The following is a 25,091-nucleotide window of genomic DNA, read 5'->3' as shown; positions in this document are numbered from 1 at the left end:
TCATGAAAAAAATATATCCTTTTTTAATCCTTATTTTCCTAACTGGAATTATGCAAGCACAAGATCGTCCACAACCCAAACCAGGAAATGCCCCAGTAGTCAACATCAAAAAACCGCAGACCTTTGTTTTATCAAACGGCATGAAGGTTTTGGTTGTTGAAAACCACAAATTGCCTAGAGTGAGCTATACACTTACTTTGGACAATGCTCCATTTACTGAAGGCAACAAAAAAGGGGTTGACGAATTGACTAGCAGTTTAATCGGAAACGGAACCAAAAAAACAACCAAAGAAGCTTTTAACGAAGAAATTGATTTTTACGGAGCTAACATCAATTTCACTTCTCAAGGTGCTTATGCAAGTACATTATCAAAATATTCAGGACGTGTTTTAGAACTTTTGGCAGAAGGAGCATTACAGCCAAATTTTACTCAGGCAGAATTTGACAAAGAAAAAGCAAAACTTTTAGAAGGTTTAAAAGCTGACGAAAAAAGCGTTCCTGCCATTTCAAACAGAGTTGTCGATGTTTTGGCTTTTGGGAAAAATCATCCTGCAGGAGAATACCTTTCTGAGGAAACGGTTAAAAATGTTACGCTTGCAGATGTTCAAAACAATTACAAAACTTATTTTGTTCCAGAAAACGCTTATTTGGTCGTTATTGGCGATGTAAAATTTAAAGAGGTAAAAACAGCTGTTGAAAAATTATTCAGCGGATGGAAAAAACAAGCAGCGCCAAAAAACACTTATCCAAATCCGACGAATGTTTCAAACTTGCAAATAGATTTTGTTGACGTTCCAAATGCAGTTCAATCTGAAATTTCATTGGTGAATACTATTAATTTAAGAATGAGCGATCCTGATTTTTTCCCAGCAGTTATTGCTAATCAAATTTTAGGAGGCGATTTTAACAGCTATTTAAACATGAATCTTCGCGAGCAGCACGCATGGACTTACGGCGCAAATTCAAGCATTGGAAGCGGAAAATATGTGACTAAATTCAAAGCGTCTTCGGCCGTTAGAAATACTGTTACAGACAGTGCAGTTGTTCAGTTTGTAAAAGAAATTAAAAGAATTAGAACCGAAAGAGTTGATCCAGAAGTTTTAAGAAACGTAAAAGCAGGTTATATAGGAAGATTTGTAATGCAGGTTGAAAAACCACAGGCTGTTGCACGTTATGCTTTAAACATTGAAACAGAAAAACTTCCTGCTGATTTCTACGAAAAATACATTCAAACCATCAATAACGTTACTGCTGACGATATTTATCGCGTTGCCAACAAATACTTTTTACTGGATAATATGCGAATTGTTATTGTCGGAAAAGGAACTGATGTTATTCCTGGTTTAGAAAAATTACAGATTCCAATTTCTTATTTCGACAAATATGGAAATCCAGTTGAAAAACCTTCAACAAAAAAACAAGCACCAAAAGATATTAGCGCAAAAACAGTTTTTGAAAACTATATTAATGCTATTGGCGGAGAAAAAGCAGTTACATCTGTAAAAACATTATATATGAATGGTTCCACAACGATTCCGCAAGCTCCTACTCCATTGACTTTTATCTCTAAATTAGATTCAAGAGGAAAAATGATCGTTTCGCTTTCTATGGGAACAATGAATTTAATGAAACAGGTGGTTAATGAAAAAGGCGCTTACGTTGAACAACAAGGTCAAAGAAAAAACCTTGAAGGAGAAGATTTAGCAGAAATGAAAGCTAATGCCGCTCCTTTTGAAGAATTACAACTTGTAAAAAGAACCGATCTAAAAGTGGAAGGAATCGAGCCAATCAATGGAAGCGATGCCTATGTCATTAAAGACGGCAAAACAAAATATTATTACGACGTTAAATCAGGATTAAAAACTGCCGAATCTAAAGTTCGTGAACAAGCTGGTAAATCAGTTGAACAAATCACTAATTTCAACGATTATAAAGAAGTAAAAGGCGTTAAAGTTCCTTTTAACCTAGTTCAGAATGTTGGTTTTGAATTGGATATCAAAATGTCTGATATCAAGATTAACGAAGGAGTTTCTGAGAAAGATTTTCTATAGAAGGTTCAAAGTTACAAAGGCTCAAAGGAACAGAGGTTTTCTCTGAGCGTTTAAAATAAGAATCTTTAAAGCTTTGTCAAAGTTTGAAGCTTTGACAAAGCTTTTTTTTTATTGATTAAGTTTTCTTAGACTGAGCGGATTCGAAGCCAATCCACTTATAATTCACAACTCAAAAAAAACTATTTTTTCGCCGACAAATAAACTCCGATCAAAATAATAAAAGCACCTACCGATTGAATTGGCGTCAGGAATTCATTATCCAATAATCCCCAGAAAAAAGCAACTATCGGAATTAAATACGTTACTGATGTTGCAAAAACTGGTGATGACATTTGAATCAATTTAAAGAAAAGAATGTTGGCAATTCCGGTTCCCAAAATTCCTAAAATAGCTACAAAAAGTATAGAATGCTGTGTTTCTGCAAAATGTATTTTCTGGCTAATATCGGTTGTGCTTAAAATGATTAATGCAGGCAAAAGCAAAACCGCAAAATTTCCTGTTGTGATGCTTACCGAATTTAAATCGTGCAGATATTTTTTAATTAGATTGACGTTGATCGCGTAACTCAACGTTGCTATAACCACCAGTAAAACATAGAAATAATTTTGAGTTCCACTCGAAGAATCTCCGCTCAGAACCAAAAGCAGACAGCCTAGAAGTCCAACAAAAACGCCCAAAACTTGTCGTTTTTGAAATTGAATTCCAAATGCTATAATTCCTAAAACCAGAGTATTTAAAGGCGTTAGTGAATTCAAAATCGCCACAATGGAACTATTTACCTGAGTTTCTGCAATAGCAAAAAGATACGCTGGCATGAAAGTTCCGAAAAGCGAAGTTATGGCAACAAATTTCCATTGACGGCGTGAAATCTTTTTTAGACTATTAAACCCTACAATCAGCAAAAACAAAGCAGCAAAAATAATTCGGAACGATCCTACTTGAACAGCGGTTAAACCAACCAATCCTTTTTTTATCAGAATAAAAGAGCTTCCCCAAATAAGAGAAAGAATCGCTAAGTAAATCCACTTTAACTGTTTTGTTTCCATAAATTGCATTTTACTGCAAATTTGTAATTATTTTACGAACTGACCTCTCTCTTTTTATTAATTTTGCAAACAAGTAATTAGCAATCTAAAATTTAATATATAATGAAAATTTCAAAAATCTTATTCGCTGCAGCAATCACTGGTTTAGTGTTCGTTGGCTGTAAAAAAGCAGAAGACAAAAGTCTTGAAGTCGTAAATAAAGAAAAAAGTGCTCCAAAAGAACACAAACCAATCGCCGCTGAGAATCTTCAAACAGCAAGCTTTACAATTGACGGTATGACTTGTGCTGTTGGATGCGCTAAAACCATCGAAGAAGAATTAGCAAACCTTGACGGAGTTGAAAAAGCAACTGTTGATTTTGACAAGAAAACAGCAACGGTAAGTTTTGACAAAACAATCCAAAATCCAGAATCTTTAACTAAAGTGGTTCAAGAAACTGGAGATGGTAAAACATATAAGGTTTCGAATTTTAAGTCTTAAATTCGAACTTCAACGAAATAAAAATGGCTGTTTCAAAAATAGAAACAGCCATTTTTATTTTACTCTACACTGTTCCGTAAGAACATTTCCTTTGTAGAAAATTATATCATCATAGTTTTTTACGTTCCGCAGGAACGTCTAGTTTTGACATTTTTTTGACAATTCTTCACATCAAACGTTCCTACGGAACGTAAAATATCTGGTTGTTTTTTTTCTACCAACGAAACATTCCTACGGAATGAGACCATAATATTAGAAATGAAAAAAGGATTCAAAATTGAATCCTTTCTATTTTTTATTTCCATTTCAACGTCTCCATCAAACGCTGCATATCGTTTTTAACATAACTCGCGGCAGGCATAATCGAATCAAAGTTTGGTTTTGCGTAAAAGTACATCGAACCAATTAAAAAGTGTTTTGTACTGTCGGTAACGTAAAACTGAGAGTTTGTAGCTGCGTTTCCGTCTACTTGGTAAAACATTCCGTAAACCTTTTTCTGTGGGTTTAAATATGGTTGTTCTAAAATATCATCGGCTTTAATAACGTGCTCGTAAGTCAGTTTTTGGGCATCTCGCAGTAATTTGTCAATATTGCCATTTACTGGCTTGTACGTCAAATAAATGGTCGCTTTCATCTTTGGATAGGTAATGGCGAAACCGCATTCTTTTTCCCCTTTTATAATAGCATCTTCATTCATTTGAAAAGTAAACGGACAGGTGTTTTCAAAATTCACATATTTTGCTTCTGGATAATCTAATCGCAGGAAACTAGCTGGTTTCGGAAGAACATCATTTTTACAGCTTATAACCGTTAGCGCAAGCAAAATTGCTGTTATTGAAAGTATTTTGTTAAGCATTTTTATTTATGGTTACTTTTATTTGTTTTACACGCTTTTTATCTACTGTTTCTACGGTGAAAATACAGTTTTCAAAAGGCACTTTTTGATCTTTTTTCGGAAAATTACCCAAAATCTCCAGAATAAATCCAGCCAATGTTTCGGCTTCGCCTTTGTGGGCTTCAAAAACATCTTCGTCAACATCTACAATTCTGTAGAAATCTTTCAAGTTTATTTTTCCTTCAAAAAGAAAATTATTTTCATCAATTTGCGAGAAGTTCAGATTTTCATCATCAAATTCATCACTAATATCCCCTACAATTTCCTCGATAACATCTTCTAACGAAACCAATCCAGAAGTTCCGCCATATTCGTCAACCACAATGGCTAAATGGCTTTTTAAACTTTGAAAATCCTTCAACAGATTATCCAGTTTTTTATTCTCTGGAACAAAGAACGCTTCTCTGATCAAAGAAGTCCAATCAAATTCTTCTTTATCAATATGAGGCAGCAAGTCTTTTACGAAAAGTACGCCTTCAATCTGATCGATATTATCTCTATAAACTGGAATTCTTGAAAATCCTGTTTCAATTATTTTAGGATAAATTTCTGCGAATGTTTCTGATATTTCCAATGCAAAAATATCAATTCTTGGACTCATTACCTGCTTTGTATCGGTATTTCCAAAAGAAACAATTCCTTCAAGGATTTTCTGTTCTTCTGTTGAAGTCCCTTCCGAATCGGTAAGTTCCAATGCCTGAGAAAGTTGATTCACAGAAAAATTACTTTTTTGCTTGCCTAATTTGTTTTGAAAATATATCGTAACAGCACGCATTGGCAAACTGATCGGTGAAAGCACTTTATCTAAAAATGTCAGCGGATAAGCGACACGTTTGGCAAATCGAACGCTGTTTCTGCTTGCATAAACCTTAGGAAGCACTTCGCCAAATAATAAAATCAGGAAAGTAACCAGAATTACTTCTAGCGTAAATTTAAAAGCTGGCGAACCTACATTGGCAAAAATATTTTGTCCTATATAAGCAAATAGAATTACAACCCCAATATTGAAGAAGTTATTTGCAACCAATAAAGTTGCGAGAAGTTTTTTAGGTTTATCTAATAAATTTGAAATAATTTTTCCTTTTGCAGGATTATCATTTAAAGAATTGTCGATATCTTGCTGTGACAAAGAAAAAAGCGCAACTTCAGCACCAGAAACGATTGCTGAAAGAAATAACAAAACAAATATTCCGACGAAACCAATAATTATATTGGCGTCAAGATTGGTAGAAAAAAGTAAACTGGGCTCTGGGTCCAAATTGCATAAAATTAGTTAAACATCACTTTAGAAAGGCAAATCATTAATTGGAAGCCCTTCATTAGCAGCATCAAAGTTAGTATTTTTTGCCGACTCTACATCCTGGTTTTGTTTTGTATAAGCAGTTTCTTTTTTGGTCGTCAGAAAAGTAAACTCTGTAACCTGAATTTCGGTCGTATATTTTGTCGTTCCATCTTCTGTCTGCCACTGACGAGATTTTATTCTTCCTTCAACATAAATTTTATCTCCCTTAGAAAGATATTTTTCGCAAATCTCTGCGGCTTTATTACGCACAACCAAATTATGCCATTCTGTAGAGGTAATCTTTTCATTGGTCGTTTTATTGATATACACTTCATTTGTAGCCAGCTGAAAACGTCCGATGCAGTTTCCTCCATCAAAATAATGCATCTTTACATCATCGCCTAAATGGCCAATAAGCATCACTTTATTTAATGTTCCGTTCATAGTTTTTGGTGGTATTTCTACCAAAGATACATTTTTTTAGCAATTTATTTCTTGCTTTTCTATAAAATTATATATCGCAATCGGAAAAGGAAAGGTTTTTAATTTTTGGGAATCTATTCCGTTTTCGATTTTCTCTTGCACTTTGATTTTCCAGAATTGTATATGCAGATGCTGGTGCGAAAGCTTATGTACAATGGTCGATTTACTGTAATCTTCTATATTTATAATAGTATATTCTGGAAAAATTTCATCTTTTGCTTTTTTGGAAACTTCGTTAAAACCAACAATAGATTCTGTTTCCAACAACGGAAATTCATATAAATTATGCCAGATTCCTTTTTGGGTTCTTTTCTGAATTAATGTATTTCCTAAAACATCTTCCAAAATCAGATAATTAAAATATCGATTGGTCACTTTAAGCTTCTTAGATTTTACAGGAAGCATATTTACTTTTCCCTTTTGCAATGCAGCGCAGCTTTCGTTAAAAACACAAACAGAACAGTCAGGGCTTTTAGGCACACACTGCAATGCGCCAAACTCCATTATCGCTTGATTGAAGATCGCAGGATTATCCTTTGGCATTAATTCTTGTGCCAAAGCTGCAAACTCTTTTTTAGTTGCTGGAAGCGCAATATCAGATTCAATATCAAAATAGCGAGACAATACTCTAAATACGTTTCCATCAACAACAGGAACAGGTTCATTATAAGAAAAAGAAGCTATTGCCGCTGCAGTATACTCACCTACCCCTTTAAGCTTTAAGAGTTCTTTATAAGAATCAGGAAAAACTCCATTTAAATCATTACTTATATATTGAGCGGTTTTATGAAGATTTCGAGCACGCGAATAATACCCTAAACCTTGCCAAAGTTTCAAAACCTTCTCTTCTGGCGCCTCTGCTAAATCTTTTACAGTAGGAAATTCCTTGGTAAATGAGAAAAAGTAAGGCATTCCTTGCACAACTCTCGTCTGCTGAAGCATAATTTCTGAGAGCCAAATTTGGTACGGATCGACCGTTTTTCGCCACGGCAAATCACGTCTGTTCTGTAAATACCATTTTATCAATATGTTATGAAAATCCATTGCAAAATACTTAGATTGCAAAAGTAAATGTTTATGTAATTAAAATTTAACGAATTAGCTTGATTAATTATTTTTTTAATTCCTATATTTGCAAACTCAAAAAAATAGTACACCATTTATAAAATAAAATAGGAAAGAAAATGACGAAAGCAGATATCGTAGCGAAGATTTCAGAGAAACTAGGTCTTGAAAAAGGAGACGTTCAAGCAACAGTAGAAACTTTTATGGAAGAAGTTAAGACTTCTTTAGAAACTGGAGACAATGTATACTTAAGAGGTTTCGGTAGTTTTATCGTTAAAACTAGAGCTGAAAAGACTGGAAGAAACATTTCTAAAAACACTACTATTAAAATTCCAGCACACAACATTCCTGCGTTTAAACCTGCAAAAGTTTTTGTAGAAGGAGTTAAAACTAACAACGAAGCAAAATAATATTAATTAACATAAATCTGACACAATATGCCAAGTGGTAAAAAAAGAAAGAGACATAAGGTAGCGACTCACAAACGTAAGAAAAGAGCGAGAGCTAACCGCCACAAAAAGAAAAAGTAGTTTTAAACTACTTTTTTCTTTTTAAACGTTCATTGAAATTGGAGTTTGATAGTCTCAGTCACATATTACAGTTAGCAGCTTAAAACTGCTTACTGAGACTGAAAACTGACAACTAACTCCACCGGGTTAATACCTGTTAAAAATATTGTTTAATCCATCCTTACAATTCAGTTATGAGTTATGAGTTATGAGTTATGAGTTGTAAAACTTGAAACTTGGAACCTAAAACCTGAAACTAAAAGTCTGGATAAAAATTTACAGTGTGAATAAAGAATTAATCATTAGATCTAGTTCTGAAGCAGTAGATTTTGCCTTATTAAAAGATGGAAAACTAATTGAATTACACAAAGAAGAAGAAAAAAGCAACTTTCAGGTTGGTGATATTTTTATTGCCAAAATTAGAAAACCAGTTGCGGGACTTAACGCTGCTTTTGTAAATGTAGGTTTCGAAAAAGATGCCTTTTTACATTATCACGATTTGGGTCCAAATCTAGCTTCTCAGCTGAAATTCATAAAACTTGTAAGCGCAGGTAAATTAAAAGATTTCTCCCTAAAAACCTTTCAGTTTGAGAAAGAGATTGACAAAGATGGCATCATTACTGATATTTTAAGTGCCAATCAATCTGTCTTAGTTCAAGTAGTTAAAGAACCTATATCAACCAAAGGCCCAAGAATAAGTGCTGAGCTTTCTCTTGCCGGAAGATTTATCGTTCTAGTTCCTTTTTCTGATCGTGTTTCTATTTCTCAAAAAATAGAAGACAAAAAAGAAAAGGATCGTCTAAAAAAACTTGTTCTATCGATCAAACCTAAAGGATTTGGTGTTATTGTTCGTACAGTAGCCGAAGGCAAAAACGTAGCCGAATTAGAAAAAGATTTGCAGAACCTGCTTGGCAGATGGTCTGCAATGTGTAAAAAATTACCAACTGCTCATCATCCATCAAAAGTATTAGGAGAGCTGAATAGAGCTTCTTCAATATTAAGAGATGTATTTAATGATACCTTCAGCGGTATTCAAATAGATGATGAAGAGTTGTACCATCAAACGAAGGAATATCTGCAAGAAATTGCACCTTCAAAACAATCAATTGTCAAGTTTTATCAATCAAATGACACTCCGATTTTTGAGAAATACAATATAGAGAGACAAATCAAAACTTCATTTGGCCGAACTGTTTCTATGAGCAAAGGTGCTTATCTTATCATAGAACACACTGAAGCTCTTCACGTTATTGACGTAAACAGCGGAAACCGTTCTAATAAAGCGACCAACCAAGAAGACACAGCCATGGAAGTAAATATGATTGCCGCTGCAGAAATTGCCAGACAATTACGTCTGCGTGATATGGGCGGAATAATCGTAGTTGATTTTATCGATATGTCTAATCCAGAAAACAGGAAAGTTTTGTTCGACTTCTTGCGAGAAGAAATGAGCGACGATAAAGCAAAACATAAAATATTACCGCCGAGTAAATTTGGTTTGGTTCAAATTACAAGACAGCGAGTAAGACCAGAAGTGAATATCAAAACCAGAGAGGAAGATCCTAACAAACATAATGGTGAAATTGAAGCTCCAATTTTAATCATTGATAAGATCACCGCTGATTTAGAAAGACTTTTAAAAACCCACAAAAATGTTGTGCTTAATACACATCCGTTTGTGGCTGCATACCTCAGCAAAGGTTTTCCATCATTACGTTCAAAATGGTTTTTTGAACATAAGAAATGGGTGAAAATCATACCTCGTGACGCTTACACGTACTTAGAATATCATTTCTATGATAAAAAAGGAAATGTTATTACAGAATAAAAAACAAAAAACCGCCTTTCGAAAGACTGGCGGTTTTTTTGTGCTTTTTTTATAGCCGTTAATTATATATATTTAAAATATATAAATGAACATTTAAAACTTTGATATGGATTTCAATAAATTATCAGGGAGATTAATTATTTACTGCTTAGCACTTATACTATTTTCTTTTAGAACGAATGCTCAAAACACAAAATCTGAATCGACAATTCCTCAATGGCCAATTTTATATGTAAATTATTCAATTGCTGATAAAAGTCTTTTTACAGGCGGTCTTGAATTTTGCCTAGATTGCAAAGATAAAAACAAGCTCTTTTTAGGTGCTGGATACGGAACTACAAATAGCTATAATGGCAACTATTATGGCCTTCCAGATGTACATTTATCATACAATACAGAATATCTTTTGTTTGTAAAAGCTGGAAGTTCTTCTAAAAATGCTTACGCAGTTGGCGGTTTAACAGTTTTTAATATGATAGATTTAGGTTTAGGATATTCATTTCCATACAATAAAGAAAAGATTCCAACTTACGAGGGATTTACTGCTTCAATCTCATTTCGATTTACCAAAAATAAAGGTGCGTACACCAAACTTAATATCATACAATAAACCTATTCCCTTACAATTTCAATTTTTCTTCTGATTTCATTTCCAGAAGCATCTACAACTGTGATGTAATGTATTCCTGTTGTTGGCGTAATAGGCAGTTCATGAAATGTTTTTGTCGTGGCTTTATAAACATCATCAACATACCAAAACAATTCTTTATCTCTTTCAGAATAAGCCACTTTTAAAATCACGGGCTGAACATTACTATTGAAATCTTTTGTTAAATAGATTTTACTATTCGCCTTTGGATAAATAAAATCCATTGTAGTGGTTTGTGTTCCTTCGCATCCTTCTTTGAATGGCGGTAAAGGCAAATATTCGATATGCTGGCTTTTGTAATACCACGCCATAACAGGAGGCAGTACAAACCAATTTTTAGTTACAATATTATCGATACTCTCACAACTGCTGTTTACTTGAAATTGTTCTGTTTTATCTAAATGAATTGTTCTGTGATACGGACAAACTTTAGTCGATTTTCCTTTTTTAGTAACCCACTGTTTGATTTTCGGGCAATTATCTTTTGCTAAATATCCGCTTAATCGGCAAACCTCAACTTCGGCCAAATCATTATAAGGCGTGTCAAACCATCTTTGTCTTGGCAGTAAATTAAAAACATCAAATAGAATTGGCGCTGCACTGGTTACTCCCGTCAAAGTTGGTCTTCCCTCTCCTGTTGCATTTCCAACCCAAATTCCAACCACATATCGCGAATTGGTTCCTATTGCCCAAGCATCACGATTTCCAAAACTTGTTCCTGTTTTCCATGCAATTTTCAGCGAACTGTCGTAAAACTTCCAAGCTTCGTCTCCTTCAGGCCTATTGACCTCTTCCATTGCGTTGTACGTCAACCAAATTGATCCTGCGCCCAAAATGTTCTTTTGATCGGTTTCTGATCCAAAATCGGGCTTAAAATCGTTTTTATAGTTGAGTTCTGTAAATTCGTTTGTTCGATATTTACTTTTATTTTTAGTGTAATAATTAACAGTAGACGAAAGATTGGCATACGTTCGGCATAAATCCCATAAATTGCTTTCTGCACCACCCAAAATAAGTGACAAACCATAATGATCGGGTGTTTTATTGATATTTTTCAATTTAAACTTTTGCAGTTCTTCGTAAAATTTATTGACAGTAAATTCCTGAAGCATTAAAACTGCGGGAATATTTAACGAACGTGACAATGCACGATGCGCTGGAACAGCTCCGTCAAAAGTTAGATTAAAATTCTGAGGTGTATATCCTGAAATCTGCGTTGGAATATCGGCAACTAAAGTATTAGGCAATAATTCGCCGTCATCAAGCATTGCGCCATACAAAAGCGGTTTTAAAATACTTCCTGTACTTCGCGGTGCATCAATAATGTCAACATCTTTTTGATGATCTTTATCTGTTGGAGAATTCCCTACATAGCTTATTACATTTCTATTCTGAACATCAATAACCAAAATAGCCAGATTATGCACTTCGTTCTGTTTATACTGATTGTAATAATATCTAGCAATTTGATTAACACGATTTTGCAAAGCATAATCAATTGTAGTTTTTACTCTTGTTCCTTCTTCATTTTTCGCCACTCTTTGCAATAAATGAGGCGCAATTTGAGGAAGATCATACGGTTTTTGAGGCAAAGGTTCTTCTATCGAAAGTTCATACGTCTGCTTGTCGATTATGCCTTCTTGATATAGTTTTAATAAAAGTCGGTTTCTTTTATTAAGCAGTTTTATTTGATTTTTCCCTGGATAAATTAAACTTGGCGCATTCGGCAAAACGGCTAAAACTGCATTTTCCGCCCAAGATAACTGATTGGATTGTACGCCAAAGTAACGCCATGAAGCCATTTCTAATCCCACAACATTCCCTCCAAATGGCGCATGCGCTGCATACATTTCGAGAATTTCATTTTTAGAATATCCTAATTCTAATCTCGTTGCGAGAATAATTTCTATTATTTTTTCAAAATAGGTTCTATTTTTTCCTTTTCGAGAAAGTCTGATTACTTGTTGCGTAAGCGTACTTCCGCCTCTGACCACTTTTCCTGCTTTTCTATTTTGTTTAAAAGCATTGATCATTGCCCCAGGATTGAAACCAGGATGTTTGTAGAAATATTCGTCTTCAAAATACACAATGCATTTCTTGAATTTTTCTGGAACGCTATCTTGTGCAGGAAAACGCCATTGTCCGTCACGAGCAATTTTAGCTCCTAAAAGTTCTCCTTCTTTGCTTTCAATAACTGTTGAATAGGGTTCTTTAAATAAAGTTCGAGGTATCGAAAAATAGTAAATCAGCAAGAGCAGAAATGCAATTGCTGATTTTATTTTGTTTTTTTTAATCCAATTTATAATGCGTTGGAAAAACGCTTTTAACTTATTTTTCAATACTTATTTTTTTTACCGCAAAGGCGCAAAGATTTACGCAAAGTTCGGAAAGTTTTTCTCTCGCAGATTCGGCAGATCAAGCAGATTTATTTTATCTGCTTAATCTGCAAAATCTATGGGAGACTTTTTTTCAAAGCTCACAAAGTTTTTTTTTTTGCCACAGATTACGCGGATTAAAAAGATTTTTGTATTCGCCACAAATTCACGAATTTAAATTATGACAAATTAATTCGTGAATTCGTGGCTAACAACTTTACTTCACCACCTCAACCCAGAATCCTTTTGTTCTCGCTAAGAACGTATTATCATACATCGCTTCGCATTGCAATCCAGGTAAATAATAATTTCCTAAATACGATGCGTTTAGTAGGATTCTGAAAACTTTGGTTTCTCTCGCTTTCATTCCGAAATAGAAATTCGTTCTATCGTCACGAATGTCGATATAATCTGCAATATTATTTACAGCATCTCCATAATCTGTGAAGCGAGTATTTACAATTTCGAATCCTGAAGGCAGAATTTGTGATAACGCTACGTTTTGAACACTTTCTCCTCTTTGGTTTTTAATCGTAACCTCAGCAATAAACTCCGTTCCTTGATTAATTCTTGAAACATTGATCACGCTTCCTTTTCTATTTTTGAAAACAATAGAAGCTGTAACATCGCTTTGAACCGCATTTTCTTGTCCAATTGGCAATATTCCTGTATTCAATACACGCACATAAACCGTATTAGCTTTATTGTTTTTCAAAGTAATACTATTTGTGCCAGAAGCAACAGACAAACTGCGATCTGCAACCGATTTACCTGTGTTGATTGTCTCGCCCTTTCCGTTTTTACTAAACTGAATATTGATTCCTTTCGGACCATTACTCATCGCAAATTTCGACATTGCATATAAACAGTAAGCCGTTGTTTGCGTACTCATCCATTGATTCGTTGACATTTCTTTAGCTAATTTTGTCGCAGTAACAAATGCTTTTTGTTTTTGATCTAAAAGAAGCATTGTTTCTAAAGCCATCGCTCTGTTCCTTTCACCTGAACCATAATAGTAATAACTGTAGCCATCTGAACTTCCATCAATACTAGTTCTTAAAAATAAACTTTGTCCGGCTGATTTTTGGCCTGCTAAAACATAAGCTGCAGCCAAACGAAGCATACTTTCGTTTGAAATTCCTTTTGTCTCTCGAAGTCTATTCATTGATGATAAATCAGCATTTCCTGCTAAAGCCAACGTGTATAAACGATATGCTTGTGCTAAGTCATTTCCGTATTTCGGTTCAAATCGCCATTGTTTTGCTTCTTTCTGCTGATAACCTAACCATTTTGATTTGAAATTAATCGGCAATACATATCCTTTTTTCTCTGCTTCAATCAAGAAATGTCCAGCGTATGAAGTCCCCCAATCGTCTGCAATTGCATTTCCTTGCCAGTAAGGCATTCCGCCATTTGACAACTGGAAATTACCCAATCTTGCAATTCCAGCCGCAATATTTTTTTGAATTAAATCTTTGCGTTTAGCATCAATATCAGCCACATCTCCCAAATACAACTGTGGAAAAACAGATGAAGTCGTCTGCTCTACACAGCCATGCGGATATTGAATTAAGAATTGTAATCTTCCATTCAGATTCATTGATGGCATTGACGAAACTTCCAATCTTGCTTTGTTACTTCCTGCAATTCCGAAAGTTTTCCATGAAATTGTTTTAGTGCTATTTGGTGTTAAAACAACATCGGTAAATGTACTTGTAACCGGATTCGGGTTCGTCATGTCGATTTCAACATCATAAACCGATTTCTCACTTCCTGAAGTCGCTACAACTTGAACTTTTGCTATTCCAGTCGCAGAACCGACAACTAAATTAAAATACGCCATTTTTTCATCAGGCTGTGCAAAATTGAGTTTCTGAACTGCACTTCCTGCTACTTTCAATCCGTTGCTTGTTTTTACCTGAATTGTGACGTTTTTAATCTTATTTTCAGTTGCAAAAACCGTCACAGGCAATGTCACTTTTTCTGATGGTGAAATTTTTCTTGGCAATGAAGCCAAAACCATCAACGGGCTCTTAACCTGAGTTGCTTTTTCAACGCTTCCGTAAGCACTTGTATTGGCATCTCCCGCCACAACCATTGTTCGAACTGAACCAATATATTTTGGGAGTTTTAAATCATGTGATTTTGTTTCTCCTTTTCCTAATTTAAATGGTCCGTAATACAATACAACAGGTTTAAAACGGTTTGCTTTTTTAGCTTTTCCGCCTCCTAAATCCTGATCACCACCAATACTGAAAATCTGGTTTATTTTTCCTCCATAAGCACCAATTACATCATCGTAAACGTCCCAGGTTTTTACTCCCAAAGCTTCGCGAACATAGAAACTATCCCAAGCATTTGGTGTTTTAAAACGAGTTAAATCCAAAAGACCTTCATCTACAACAGCAATTGTATACGTCATTTCTTTACCTGATTTCTCCCCTACTTTTACTGTAAATGGCTGTTCTGGTCTTAATACATCTGGCATATTTAGAGTTGGTGCCAAAATGGTATTTTTATCTACAACTTCAATTGGCACAATTCCGTACATACGAATTGGCGAATCGTTTTTAGTAGAAGCGTGAGGCTGTAATAATGTGATATTAAAATATACGTTTGGCGCCATTGCTCCCGTAATTGGAACCTCAACTTTAGTTTCCCCTTTTTTAGTCTCAGCCCAAATAGTCTGCACTACTCTTGATCCGTTTTCTATCGAAATTAAAGCGCGACCTCCTTCACTTGAAGGGAAGGAAATCTGTGCTTTTTCTCCAACTGCATAATTCTTTTTGTCGGTAGAAAAAACTAACATATTCGCTGTAGAAGCGTCTCTGTTGCGTGTTTTCCCAGACCAGATTGGCCAATCGATATTTACCGTTAACGAAGTTGCATGTCCGCTTTCACCATCTTCAACACGAATTAAATAACGTCCCCATTCTTCGTCTGTCAAAGCAAATTGGAAACTTCCTTTTCCGCTTGAATCGGTATTAATGACAAATGTTTTGTATGAAGTCGTTGCATTCGAAGAATTATAATTTGATAAATTATCGCTTGAAGAATCCCACCACCATCTCCAATCTACTTTGTAAACTCTTACTTCAAGATTTCGAACTGATTTTGGCCTTCCGTTTTCATCAACCGTCACAACATCAAAACGATTGTTTGCTCGCGTTTCAAGCATGCTGTACTTGTTCAGTTCTGGCGTTTTAAGTCCAACATAAGTTTTGTACGGAGAATAAGTCGTCGACATCACATCTGTACTAAAATCTCCTCCTTCTTCATACACTTTTGTGATGAATGAAGCGCGCAACATTCCCGGTGCTTGACCTTGCAATCTTGGCTGAATATTCACTGAAGCTTTTCCGATTTCATTTAATTTTCCAGAGAAAACATTGATTTCTTCTGTGCTGAATTGACGAGCCAAATCATCAAAAGTATATTTTTCATAACCTTTAAAAGTGGTTGCCTGCTGGGAGAATTTAGCCTGCATTTCTACATTCAAATTCTTGGCAATTGCGCCGTGAAGCCACGTTACTTCAAGATTATCCGTGTTTGGATAAGAAGCCGAAAGTGTTTTTCTGCTAAAGGTATTTTTGATTTTTAAACGATTTGGTTTAATCGTTTCAATCTTAATGCTCTTATAGAATTTAGCTCCACCAACGCTCACCATCGCTTCCCAGTTTCCTGTTGGCGCATCCTGATTTGTTGGCACTATAAAGGCATAATGATTTAAATCATTTGTTTTTTGAACAGTTTGATAAACTGTTTTACCATTCGGATCGTTTAATCTGAATTTGATTGGATGCGATTTCGGAAGTTTATTAGCGGCATCATTCAAAATAAATGACAAATACAAATTATCTCCTGGACGCCAAACGCCTCTTTCTCCGTAAATAAATCCTTTTAAGCCTTTTTGTAAAGTCTCACCTGAAACATCAAAATTACTTACTGATAATGAAAGTCCGTCATCCAGCTTTACGTAAGTCGACTGATCGCCTAAAGTTACAATTGCGAAATAGGCAAATTTATCCAATTGGAAAGATGCAATACCTTCGCTGCTTGTTGCTTCTGTTGCAATTTTTTGCTGTTGGAAGTTATACAAATCAACTCTTGCATTAGAAACTGGTTCTGTTGTAACTATATTATTTACAGCAAATAAATACGATTTATTTTCTCCTCTTTTAGCAATAACTCCTAAATCTGAAGCTAAAATATTGGTTGCGATTCTTGCATTATAATAGTAAGAACCTGTGCAAGGATCCTGACTCTCTCTCCAATCGTAATCATCATAATAGTAATAATCGTCGTAAGAGTTTCCGCTGTAGTTTACGTCGTTTTCATCGACTTCTTCTTCCTCCGCTTCGTCGTCATTTCCTTCTGATGTTTCGCATTTATAAAGCGAATATTTCTTTTTATAAACAAATTCAACTCTGTAAATTGCTCCTGGTTCTGGTTTAATAATTTTAGATAAATCTAAGGCATATGTATTCCATTTAGAGAGATTTACGAGCGTGCTTTCCCTTAAATTCAACGTAGTTTTGGCGATTGGCTGCGCTACTTTTTTGAGGTTTTGTCCTCCGTTTAATTCGTTGTATTGAAGAAATTGCAGGATATTATTTTTGTAAATCTTATACACTTTTACATCAACAGCGCTTAAGTTTACGGCTTCGAAATTTAGTTTTAAATTGTTTGAACTTGGCAGAATCGTTCCGTTTTTCACAAAACGAACATTTGGTTTGATCTGATCAAAAGAGATTTTCTCACTATAATTGTTTTCCAGTTTTTTACCGTACTGACTTTCTATTCCCTGAAAAACTTCCAGCAATAATTCGCCCGTTACAACTTGTTCTGGCTCTTCGTCTGGCACATATTCAACTACTTCTTCTGCAACTGCTGCAGCTGAATCTACAGCAACTGCGGCTGAATCAACCACAACGGCTGCCGAATCTATAGTGACGGCTACTGGCTCTTCTGAAACTACTGCTACAGGTTCATCTTTTTTAGGAGCATTTTGGTTCGTAAAATATACTTTAAGTAAATTTCCTTGTGTAGAAAATTTCAGGTTGTTGGTATTTTGAATCGAAACCAATCCAGCAAAATCCTGACCTTTTTCTAATGGTTCAGAGAAATTAATTAAAACCTGCTGATTGTTTCCGTCTGGAACTTCAACTTTTATAACTTTAAATTCATTGATGCTCGTAATTGGAAAATCAATTTGTCCTTTCTGGTCAATATCAAAATCATTTCCATCATAAATAATTTCAAGATTGGAAGCTTCAGAAAAACGTTGAATGCTGTCAATTATAAAATGAAATTCCTTGCCTGAAGCAGGAACTTTATCAAACTTTATTTTAAGATCATTTCCTTTTTGTTTGGCTTGAACTAATTTTATAGCCGTTTCAAGATCAATATTATCTGCTGTTTTAAGGGTGCAGTTCAAATATTGGTATTCTTTACTGTATGATTGAATATCAGCCGTATTTATGGTAAAATCCTGTTTAACCGTTTTAACTGTAAAGTTAAATTTAGAAAGTTCCTTTTCTTTTTCTTTCGGAATGGCGGTTAGTTTATCTAAGTTTAAAGTAACTTGATATTCTGTTCCTGCTTCTAATTTTTTCTCTGGAATAAAAGCTAAAGTATTTGTTGAAAGTGCTATAACTTTTCCGTGAACATTAGGCGAAATATCAAACAAATCATCGTCTAATTCTTGATTGGGTTTCCAATCATTTTTATTAAATGCCAAAACCACACGAATATCAGAATCCACAGAAACGATTCCGCCCGTAAAACTGGTAATGTAATCTTTGAATAAGGAAAAATCAGAATTGAAATCTGCAGCTGATTTGCGACCGCAGGATTGAAAAATAAAAAACACAAAAAATACGAGAAATAGTCCTTTTGCTTTCACTTTTGTTTAGAGTTAAATGGTTAACAAACTAGAAATTTAACACGAATTACCGTTAAAGCCATAACAGCAAAATGAGATTTAAATTATGTTAAAAGTAAAATATTTTTCGAACTATTTAAGAAGAAATTTCTTTACATTGATTATTTAACTTTTGTTGAAGTTTAATCATTGCTCTCAAAGCTCAGAACCTAATTTTGACAAAACTTTATCCATTTCTAAAAAATGATTTTCTTTGTTTGATGAATAAAAAATTTGATCGTTACTCATCACTATAATTACATCATCATCATGATGTCCATAGAAATTAATTCCTTCCGTCCACTGTTTAAAAGAAACTCCTTTATTTGTATAATTTTCATCAATAAATTTTAAGGCTTTATCATCTATTTCATAAAAACATTCAGCAGTATATTTTAAAGCAAAACCAGCCTGAAGAAATGCCATTGCAGTAAAGAAATCGGTTAAGGTTTCTGTTTCCAAATTCCATTCCTTTTCATCATAACTCATGTAAACGGACGGATTGGATTTTGACAAATCATCTTTATGAATTCCCCAAACGCAAGCTTTTTGATTTTCAGAATAAAATATTAGATAATCATCATTTTTATAATATTGAAAACACTCTGGTATAATTAATAAATCTTGTGTATGATTTAAATTTTGGATTTTCCCTAATTCAGTATAATAATCCACAAACACCTCAGGAAGCTGTCCGAAAATATCTTTTACAACCTGAATTTCATCATTTGTAAAACCATTTGATTCTGTGATATGGAATAGTTTTCTTATTGTTGAAAAATCTGTCATGTTACATTGGAATTATTTACGTCTTTCCAGAAAAAATCGTTTCATCAAATCTGCCGCTTCATTAGCCATTACACCAGAAACAACAGTCGTTTTCGGATGCAATTTTGTTCCCATATTTAAAAATCCGCGTTGTTCGTCGCGTGCGCCAAAAACAATTTTAGAAATCTGACTCCAATACAACGCACCTGCACACATTTGGCAAGGTTCAAGGGTTACGTAAAGTGTACAGTCTTTTAAATATTTTCCGCCCAGAAAATTAGCTGCCGCGGTGATTGATTGCATCTCTGCGTGAGCCGTGACATCATTTAACAATTCGGTCAAATTATGACTTCTTGCGATTACTTTATCGGCTACAACTACAACAGCTCCAACAGGAATTTCGCCTTTTAAATAGGCTTCTTCAGCTTCCTGCAAAGCTTTTTTCATAAAATATTCGTCTGTAAAAGGATTTTCCATATCTGCAAAAGTAAAACTTTACTCAATATTTTTATTACATTTAAACTTTGATATTTGAATTATGGAAAGAAATTACAAAATCAGCATTTCTAGACCATGCCATGAAAGTTGGGATGAAATGACTTCAAATGGAAATGACCGTTTTTGTATGAGCTGTTCTAAAACTGTTGTTGATTTTGCCTCGATGCTTCCTGAAGAAATTCAGCAATACATTATTAAAAATAAAGGCAGTAAAATTTGTGGCCGATTTAAAAAATCTCAACTTGATTCGATAACAATTCAAATTCCCAATAAGGTTCTTTACACACAAACGCATTTCCATAAAATGTTTTTACTGGCTTTGTTTATTGCAATGGGAACTTCTTTGTTTAGCTGTGCAGATAAAGAAGGAAATAAGAAAAAAATTGAGAAAATTGAAATTGTTGACAATGTCTCTCAAAGTCAAGATAAAGATGTTTCCTCTTGCTATGGCCATCAAATTGAATCTAAAAAAGAAAAAAGAAAAATACCGAAAGAAAGAGTCACAATGGGAATGGTAACTCTTTCCAAACCTATTGAATATTACAGTTTTAAATATAGTATTATATATAATGCCGTTGATTTGGATATTTTACCTGCACCAAAAGACGGAATGAAAAAATTCTATTCTTACTTTGCAAAAAATTATACTGCTTCAAAAAAAGGAGAAATGTCAGTCTTATTTGTAGTAGAAAGAGATGGCACTTTAACTAATTTTAAAGTAACTAAAAATGCATCATCAGAAAATGAAACAGCAGTTATTAAAGTTTTAGAATCTGGGCCAAAATGGATTCCTGGAAAAACAAACAATCGAGATGTTCGATCAACTTTCATTTTGCCAATTATATTTAAATAATGGAAATAAACCATAAAATAACTGCTCAGACAAAGCGATACAAATTGCTTTTAGCATTGTATGCAGTTATAGGAACAGCATTTTTGTTTGGCTGCCAAAACAAAGAGGATAAAAAAGAAAGAATCGAGAATATTGAAGCTGTCACAGATACTTCGATAACAAAATCTGTTACTTTAGATAAAACAGCAATCGACACAAAAAAATCAGACCAAACTGCACCTTCATTATCTAAAGCTGAGCAAATTGAATTTAAAAAAGCGACACCAATATTACAAGAAAAAGTTGCAGAAGATAAAACGTCAAAATCTGAAAAGACAAAAAAAGATGATGCTCCGTTAACTGTAAAAGCTCCTTTGAATTCTAACGCAGAATTTCCTGGCGGAATAGAACAATTTCATAACTTTTTTATGAAAGAATATAAAAAACCAGAAGACGTAAGTTATTGGAAACTTAATTTTACACTTGCATTTGCAGTAGAAAAAAATGGTACAATTTCATTTCTTGAATGTTCGCCAGCAGTTGAAGAACCTTTAGAAAAAGAAATTATCAGAGTTTTAAGTTTGTGTCCAAAATGGCAACCCGGCGAATCGAACGGAAAAAAAATCAGGATGCAATATTCTGTGCCTATCATTTTAAAATAACAGTCTAATTTGCGTATATTTTTTAAAATTAACACTTAAAAAAGAAAGAATAATCTTATATTTTATAACTTGCGTTTTTAATTATGCAAAAGTATGAAATCAGATTATAAAGTGAGAATTTCCAAACCATGCAATGAAGATTGGAATAAAATGACACCCAATGAAAAAGGGAGATTTTGCGCAGCATGCAATACAACTGTAATTGACTTCACCAATAAATTACCTTCTGAGATTCAACAATTTTATATTCAAAATGAAAATCAGAAAATCTGCGGAAGGTTCAGGAAATCGCAAACTGAGTTGGTGGACATTCGAATTCCAAGCAACATCTTATTTTCTCAAAATCAATATCATAAAATATTCTTACTGGCTTTATTTATAGCTATGGGAACTTCTTTATTTAGTTGTTCAGATAGTACCGGAAACAAACATAAAATTGATTCCATTACAATTGATAAAGAGGAAAAAACAAAAAGGGAGAGAGAGCTCAATCAGTTAGTAAGACAATTGCGTAATAACAATCATAGAGGAACAACGATGGGACCACCTCCTCCTTTAAAATACGAAACTAAACCTAGCCCTAAAAAGAAAATAAAAAATGAATCTCTAACAATTAATATAGATACCACTCAAACAGATTCTAAAAAAAATGAAACAAACTCAGTAAAAATTGGTAATAATCCAGTAACAATTGGACTAATGCCTATCAATGTTAATTACAGATTGGAAGAAGAATTACTGATATCTAAAGACAGTATTATTAAAGTGATTGAAAATCGAATGATAAATATTCCTGCTAAAGAATTCGAAGGAGAACAAATTCTTACTACACCCAATACTCAATTAAAACTTGAAAAACAATAATTAAATTTAAAACCGTAAATTTGCTTTTTACCTTACAATGAAAAGCGATTTACTTTCAAACATATACAATCCAGCCGATTTACGTCTTTTAAAAGAAGAACAGCTTACTCAGGTTGCTCGAGAATTACGTCAATTTATTATTGAGGTCGTTTCTGTAAAAGAAGGGCATTTGGGCGCAAGCTTAGGCGTTGTAGAGCTTACAATTGCTTTGCATTATGTTTTTAATACGCCCGAAGATTTATTGGTTTGGGATGTTGGACATCAGGCTTACGGGCACAAAATTCTGACCGAAAGAAGAGAAAATTTTCATACTAACAGACAAATTGGAGGTCTTTCTGGTTTTCCTAAAAGAAGCGAAAGTGTTTACGATACTTTTGGCGTTGGGCATTCTTCTACTTCTATTTCAGCGGCACTCGGAATGGCGATTGCGTCAAAATTAAAAGGTGATTTTGATAAAGAACATATTGCTGTTATCGGCGATGCTTCAATTGCCAGCGGAATGGCGTTTGAAGGGTTAAATCACGCTGGAGTTACCGATGCTAATATTTTGGTCGTCTTGAATGATAATGCAATCGGAATTGATCCAAGCGTTGGCGCTTTAAAACAATATCTTACTTCAGTTAAAAACGGAAAAAATCCGCGACAAAATAATATTATTAAATCTTTGAATTTTGATTATTCAGGGCCAATAGACGGTCATGATCTTCCTAAATTAATCAAAGAATTAAATCGTCTAAAAAAGATAAAAGGTCCAAAATTCCTTCACATTGTAACTACAAAAGGAAAAGGATTGCAGCAAGCCGAAGAAAATCAGGTAAAATATCATGCGCCTGGAAAATTTGATGCTTCGACTGGAGAAATTCATTTAAAATCTGAAGAAAATCTTCCGCCTAAATTTCAAGATGTTTTTGGTTTGACCATTTTAGATTTAGCCAGAAAAAATGAAAAAATAATCGGAATCACACCCGCAATGCCATCTGGAAGTTCATTAAAATTTATGATGGACGAATTCCCAGAACGTGCTTTTGATGTAGGCATTGCCGAACAGCATGCAGTAACTCTCGCAGCAGGAATGGCCACTCAGGGCATGATTGTGTATTGCAATATCTACTCTACATTTTTACAGCGTGCTTACGATCAGGTTATTCATGACGTGGCTTTACAAAATTTACCTGTCATTTTTTGCTTGGACCGCGCTGGATTAGTCGGTGAAGATGGTGCAACACATCATGGTGTTTTTGATATTGCTTATCTGCGTTCAATTCCGAATATGGTAATCTATGCTCCACTGAACGAAATTGAACTTCAAAACATTTTATATACGGTTCAATTAGGAATAGATCATCCAATTGCAATTCGATATCCAAGAGGCCGCGGAGTCCTGCCAAATTGGGAAGTAGAAAATTTCGGACATTATGAAAAAATAATTTGGACACAGGCAAAATGCTTGAAAGATGGTACGAAAGTTGCTGTGCTATCGGCCGGAACAATTGGAAATAATGTTATAGAGGCTTTAAAAGAATCTACCAATTCTAACGAAATAGCCCACTACAACTTTAGCTTTATTAAACCACTAGACACCAACACATTAAATACTGTTTTTTCGACTTATGAAAGGATTATCACCATTGAAGAAGGAGTTAAAAATGGCGGTTTTGGAAGTGCAGTTTTAGAGTTTGCAGCATCAAATAATTTTAAGAATTCTATTGAAATTTTGGGTGTTCCAGACGAATTTATCGAGCATGGAACGGTAAATCAATTGCAAGAATTGTGTAAAATTGACGTTAAAAGTTTAATAAATCTTTTTTCTAACGGTTCAAAATAATTATTTTGCGACACCAAAAAAAAATTACCTAATGAAATTATTGCGTTCTACCCTTTTGCTATTATTGCTTTTGTGTACTTCTAATAACTTTGCCCAGATTATACAAACCACTTTAAGCCCAAATCAAGCCCCTAAACCGCCTTCCAACTGGAGCAGAAAGAATCAGGTTGGTTTTGACATTTCCGAAATTGCTTTTGTAAACTGGAGCGCCGGGGGAACAAGTTCTATTTCAGGATTGTTTAAAGGTGAATTTAACAGAACCTACGCAAAGAAAAATCATAAATGGGTGAACGAGCTTATTGTAAAATATGGTTTAAACAAACAAGACGGGATCGAGTTAAGAAAAACAGACGATGCTTTTCAGTTCAACTCAACTTACGGTTTTAGAAAAGATACGGCTTCAAACTGGTACTACTCTTCCAAATTAAACTTCAACACACAATTTACAGACGGTTATAATTATCCAAACCGAGATGTTGCCATCTCTAAACCTTTTGCACCAGCTTATATCTTTCTGGGAGCTGGGGCAGAGAATTCAAACAAAGAAAAAAACAGAGTTTTTTACTTCTCTCCTATTACATTAAAAACTACTTTAGTTCTTGATCAATATCTTGCAGACCAAGGTTCTTTCGGGGTTAAAAAAGCAGTCTATGCACCAGATCCTTTAGATCCTACACAGCAGATATTAATTGAAGGAGGCCAGAAAGTAAAAGCTGAATTTGGTATACTTTTTACAGCTTATATGAAAAACGAAATCTATAAAAACGTTTTTTACGAAAACAGATTAAGCTTATATACTGATTACTTAAACAAATTCGGAAATGTCGATATCGATTATGACACGCGTCTTGACCTTGTGGTTAATGCTTATGTAAAAGCCAATATTGGGGTTCACTTAATTTATGACGACGATATTAAAACCAAAAAAGATGTAGTTGATCCAATCACAGGGGCAACAACTCAGGAAAATGACGGCCCTCGAATGCAATTAAGACAAGTGTTAGGTGTTGGACTAGTTTACGCCTTTCAATAAAAAACAGATATAATTTAAAAAAA

General features: G+C 34.3%; 19 protein-coding genes. 10 read left to right on the top strand and 9 right to left on the bottom strand.

Features of this window, described 5'->3' with window-relative positions; translation table 11 throughout:
* The first annotated feature begins 2 nt into the window (after positions 1-2).
* Positions 3-2,051: a M16 family metallopeptidase gene (locus ACNRYB_RS07245; protein ID WP_207214057.1), complete on the top strand. Its 2,049-nt coding sequence runs from the start codon at positions 3-5 to the stop codon at positions 2,049-2,051.
* A 179-nt stretch (positions 2,052-2,230) separates the two neighbouring features.
* On the opposite strand, the gene ACNRYB_RS07240 is transcribed toward ACNRYB_RS07245, so the two are convergent.
* Positions 2,231-3,097, bottom strand: a complete 867-nt coding sequence (locus ACNRYB_RS07240; RefSeq protein ID WP_473729653.1) for a DMT family transporter — start codon at positions 3,095-3,097, stop codon at positions 2,231-2,233.
* Positions 3,098-3,199: 102 nt separating this feature from the next.
* Here ACNRYB_RS07240 and ACNRYB_RS07235 point away from each other — a divergent pair, with 102 nt between their 5' ends.
* Positions 3,200-3,577, top strand: a complete 378-nt coding sequence (locus tag ACNRYB_RS07235) for a heavy-metal-associated domain-containing protein (protein ID WP_066032860.1) — start codon at positions 3,200-3,202, stop codon at positions 3,575-3,577.
* Positions 3,578-3,872: 295 nt separating this feature from the next.
* Here the strand turns inward: ACNRYB_RS07235 and gldD are convergent, their stop codons facing one another.
* Genes gldD through mutY form a run of 4 tightly spaced genes read right to left on the bottom strand, consistent with a single transcriptional unit; the run spans position 3,873 to position 7,281 of the window.
* The gene (gldD, locus tag ACNRYB_RS07230; protein ID WP_066032864.1) at positions 3,873-4,433 is read right to left on the bottom strand and encodes a gliding motility lipoprotein GldD; all 561 of its coding nucleotides are present in this window, start codon (positions 4,431-4,433) and stop codon (positions 3,873-3,875) included.
* Positions 4,426-5,730 carry a gliding motility-associated protein GldE gene (locus tag ACNRYB_RS07225; RefSeq protein WP_473729652.1) on the bottom strand — a complete coding sequence of 435 codons (1,305 nt, stop codon included), beginning with the start codon at positions 5,728-5,730 and terminating at the stop codon, positions 4,426-4,428. The genes gldD and ACNRYB_RS07225 overlap by 8 nt, the downstream gene beginning before the upstream one ends.
* 27 nt (positions 5,731-5,757) lie before the next feature.
* Positions 5,758-6,198, bottom strand: a complete 441-nt coding sequence (locus tag ACNRYB_RS07220; protein ID WP_008466647.1) for a single-stranded DNA-binding protein — start codon at positions 6,196-6,198, stop codon at positions 5,758-5,760.
* Positions 6,199-6,234: 36 nt separating this feature from the next.
* Positions 6,235-7,281: an A/G-specific adenine glycosylase gene (gene mutY / locus ACNRYB_RS07215; RefSeq protein ID WP_473729651.1), complete on the bottom strand. Its 1,047-nt coding sequence runs from the start codon at positions 7,279-7,281 to the stop codon at positions 6,235-6,237.
* Positions 7,282-7,421: 140 nt separating this feature from the next.
* Here mutY and ACNRYB_RS07210 point away from each other — a divergent pair, with 140 nt between their 5' ends.
* From ACNRYB_RS07210 to ACNRYB_RS07200, 3 genes are all read left to right on the top strand, one after another.
* Complete coding sequence (locus tag ACNRYB_RS07210; RefSeq protein WP_007805026.1) at positions 7,422-7,712, top strand: HU family DNA-binding protein; 291 nt, start codon at positions 7,422-7,424, stop codon at positions 7,710-7,712.
* Positions 7,713-8,094: 382 nt separating this feature from the next.
* The gene (locus ACNRYB_RS07205; RefSeq protein ID WP_129746198.1) at positions 8,095-9,639 is read left to right on the top strand and encodes an Rne/Rng family ribonuclease; all 1,545 of its coding nucleotides are present in this window, start codon (positions 8,095-8,097) and stop codon (positions 9,637-9,639) included.
* A gap of 106 nt (positions 9,640-9,745) precedes the next feature.
* Entirely contained in the window at positions 9,746-10,249 is a 504-nt protein-coding gene (locus ACNRYB_RS07200) for a hypothetical protein (RefSeq protein ID WP_473729650.1), read from the top strand.
* A gap of 2 nt (positions 10,250-10,251) precedes the next feature.
* Here ACNRYB_RS07200 and pbpC read toward each other — a convergent pair whose 3' ends face one another.
* From pbpC to ACNRYB_RS07180, 4 genes are all read right to left on the bottom strand, one after another.
* The gene (pbpC, locus tag ACNRYB_RS07195) at positions 10,252-12,627 is read right to left on the bottom strand and encodes a penicillin-binding protein 1C (protein ID WP_473729649.1); all 2,376 of its coding nucleotides are present in this window, start codon (positions 12,625-12,627) and stop codon (positions 10,252-10,254) included.
* Between the two features lie 253 nt (positions 12,628-12,880).
* The gene (locus ACNRYB_RS07190) at positions 12,881-18,568 is read right to left on the bottom strand and encodes an alpha-2-macroglobulin family protein (protein WP_473729648.1); all 5,688 of its coding nucleotides are present in this window, start codon (positions 18,566-18,568) and stop codon (positions 12,881-12,883) included.
* A gap of 174 nt (positions 18,569-18,742) precedes the next feature.
* Positions 18,743-19,375 (bottom strand): hypothetical protein, encoded by a 633-nt coding sequence (locus ACNRYB_RS07185; protein WP_473729647.1) that lies wholly within the window; start codon positions 19,373-19,375, stop codon positions 18,743-18,745.
* A gap of 12 nt (positions 19,376-19,387) precedes the next feature.
* Positions 19,388-19,831 carry a nucleoside deaminase gene (locus tag ACNRYB_RS07180; protein WP_263524154.1) on the bottom strand — a complete coding sequence of 148 codons (444 nt, stop codon included), beginning with the start codon at positions 19,829-19,831 and terminating at the stop codon, positions 19,388-19,390.
* A gap of 61 nt (positions 19,832-19,892) precedes the next feature.
* On the opposite strand from ACNRYB_RS07180, the gene ACNRYB_RS07175 reads away from it, so the two are divergent.
* The 5 genes from ACNRYB_RS07175 (at position 19,893) to ACNRYB_RS07155 (ending at position 25,068) form a co-directional block, all read left to right on the top strand.
* Positions 19,893-20,705, top strand: a complete 813-nt coding sequence (locus ACNRYB_RS07175) for an energy transducer TonB (protein ID WP_473729646.1) — start codon at positions 19,893-19,895, stop codon at positions 20,703-20,705.
* Positions 20,705-21,346: a hypothetical protein gene (locus ACNRYB_RS07170; protein WP_263524152.1), complete on the top strand. Its 642-nt coding sequence runs from the start codon at positions 20,705-20,707 to the stop codon at positions 21,344-21,346. Before ACNRYB_RS07175 ends, ACNRYB_RS07170 begins: the two co-directional genes overlap by 1 nt.
* A gap of 93 nt (positions 21,347-21,439) precedes the next feature.
* A complete protein-coding gene (locus tag ACNRYB_RS07165) occupies positions 21,440-22,210 on the top strand; it encodes a hypothetical protein (protein WP_473729645.1) in 771 nt (256 codons plus the stop codon).
* 37 nt (positions 22,211-22,247) lie between these two features.
* Positions 22,248-24,035, top strand: coding sequence for a 1-deoxy-D-xylulose-5-phosphate synthase (locus tag ACNRYB_RS07160; protein WP_473729644.1), 1,788 nt, complete (start codon positions 22,248-22,250; stop codon positions 24,033-24,035).
* Positions 24,036-24,066: 31 nt separating this feature from the next.
* Complete coding sequence (locus ACNRYB_RS07155; RefSeq protein WP_129746192.1) at positions 24,067-25,068, top strand: DUF3078 domain-containing protein; 1,002 nt, start codon at positions 24,067-24,069, stop codon at positions 25,066-25,068.
* Positions 25,069-25,091 lie beyond the last annotated feature (23 nt).

The organism is Flavobacterium sp. CR10, assembly GCF_055814415.1.
This window is presented reverse-complemented; position numbering and strand designations above follow the sequence as displayed.

Coding starts and splice junctions, on each gene's coding strand:
- ACNRYB_RS07245 (WP_207214057.1), top strand. CDS start 3: ATGAAAAAAATATATCCTTTTTTAATCCTTATTTTCCTAACTGGAATT.
- ACNRYB_RS07240 (WP_473729653.1), bottom strand. CDS start 3,097: ATGGAAACAAAACAGTTAAAGTGGATTTACTTAGCGATTCTTTCTCTT.
- ACNRYB_RS07235 (WP_066032860.1), top strand. CDS start 3,200: ATGAAAATTTCAAAAATCTTATTCGCTGCAGCAATCACTGGTTTAGTG.
- gldD (WP_066032864.1), bottom strand. CDS start 4,433: ATGCTTAACAAAATACTTTCAATAACAGCAATTTTGCTTGCGCTAACG.
- ACNRYB_RS07220 (WP_008466647.1), bottom strand. CDS start 6,198: ATGAACGGAACATTAAATAAAGTGATGCTTATTGGCCATTTAGGCGAT.
- mutY (WP_473729651.1), bottom strand. CDS start 7,281: ATGGATTTTCATAACATATTGATAAAATGGTATTTACAGAACAGACGT.
- ACNRYB_RS07210 (WP_007805026.1), top strand. CDS start 7,422: ATGACGAAAGCAGATATCGTAGCGAAGATTTCAGAGAAACTAGGTCTT.
- ACNRYB_RS07200 (WP_473729650.1), top strand. CDS start 9,746: ATGGATTTCAATAAATTATCAGGGAGATTAATTATTTACTGCTTAGCA.
- ACNRYB_RS07185 (WP_473729647.1), bottom strand. CDS start 19,375: ATGACAGATTTTTCAACAATAAGAAAACTATTCCATATCACAGAATCA.
- ACNRYB_RS07180 (WP_263524154.1), bottom strand. CDS start 19,831: ATGGAAAATCCTTTTACAGACGAATATTTTATGAAAAAAGCTTTGCAG.
- ACNRYB_RS07175 (WP_473729646.1), top strand. CDS start 19,893: ATGGAAAGAAATTACAAAATCAGCATTTCTAGACCATGCCATGAAAGT.
- ACNRYB_RS07170 (WP_263524152.1), top strand. CDS start 20,705: ATGGAAATAAACCATAAAATAACTGCTCAGACAAAGCGATACAAATTG.
- ACNRYB_RS07165 (WP_473729645.1), top strand. CDS start 21,440: ATGAAATCAGATTATAAAGTGAGAATTTCCAAACCATGCAATGAAGAT.
- ACNRYB_RS07160 (WP_473729644.1), top strand. CDS start 22,248: ATGAAAAGCGATTTACTTTCAAACATATACAATCCAGCCGATTTACGT.
- ACNRYB_RS07155 (WP_129746192.1), top strand. CDS start 24,067: ATGAAATTATTGCGTTCTACCCTTTTGCTATTATTGCTTTTGTGTACT.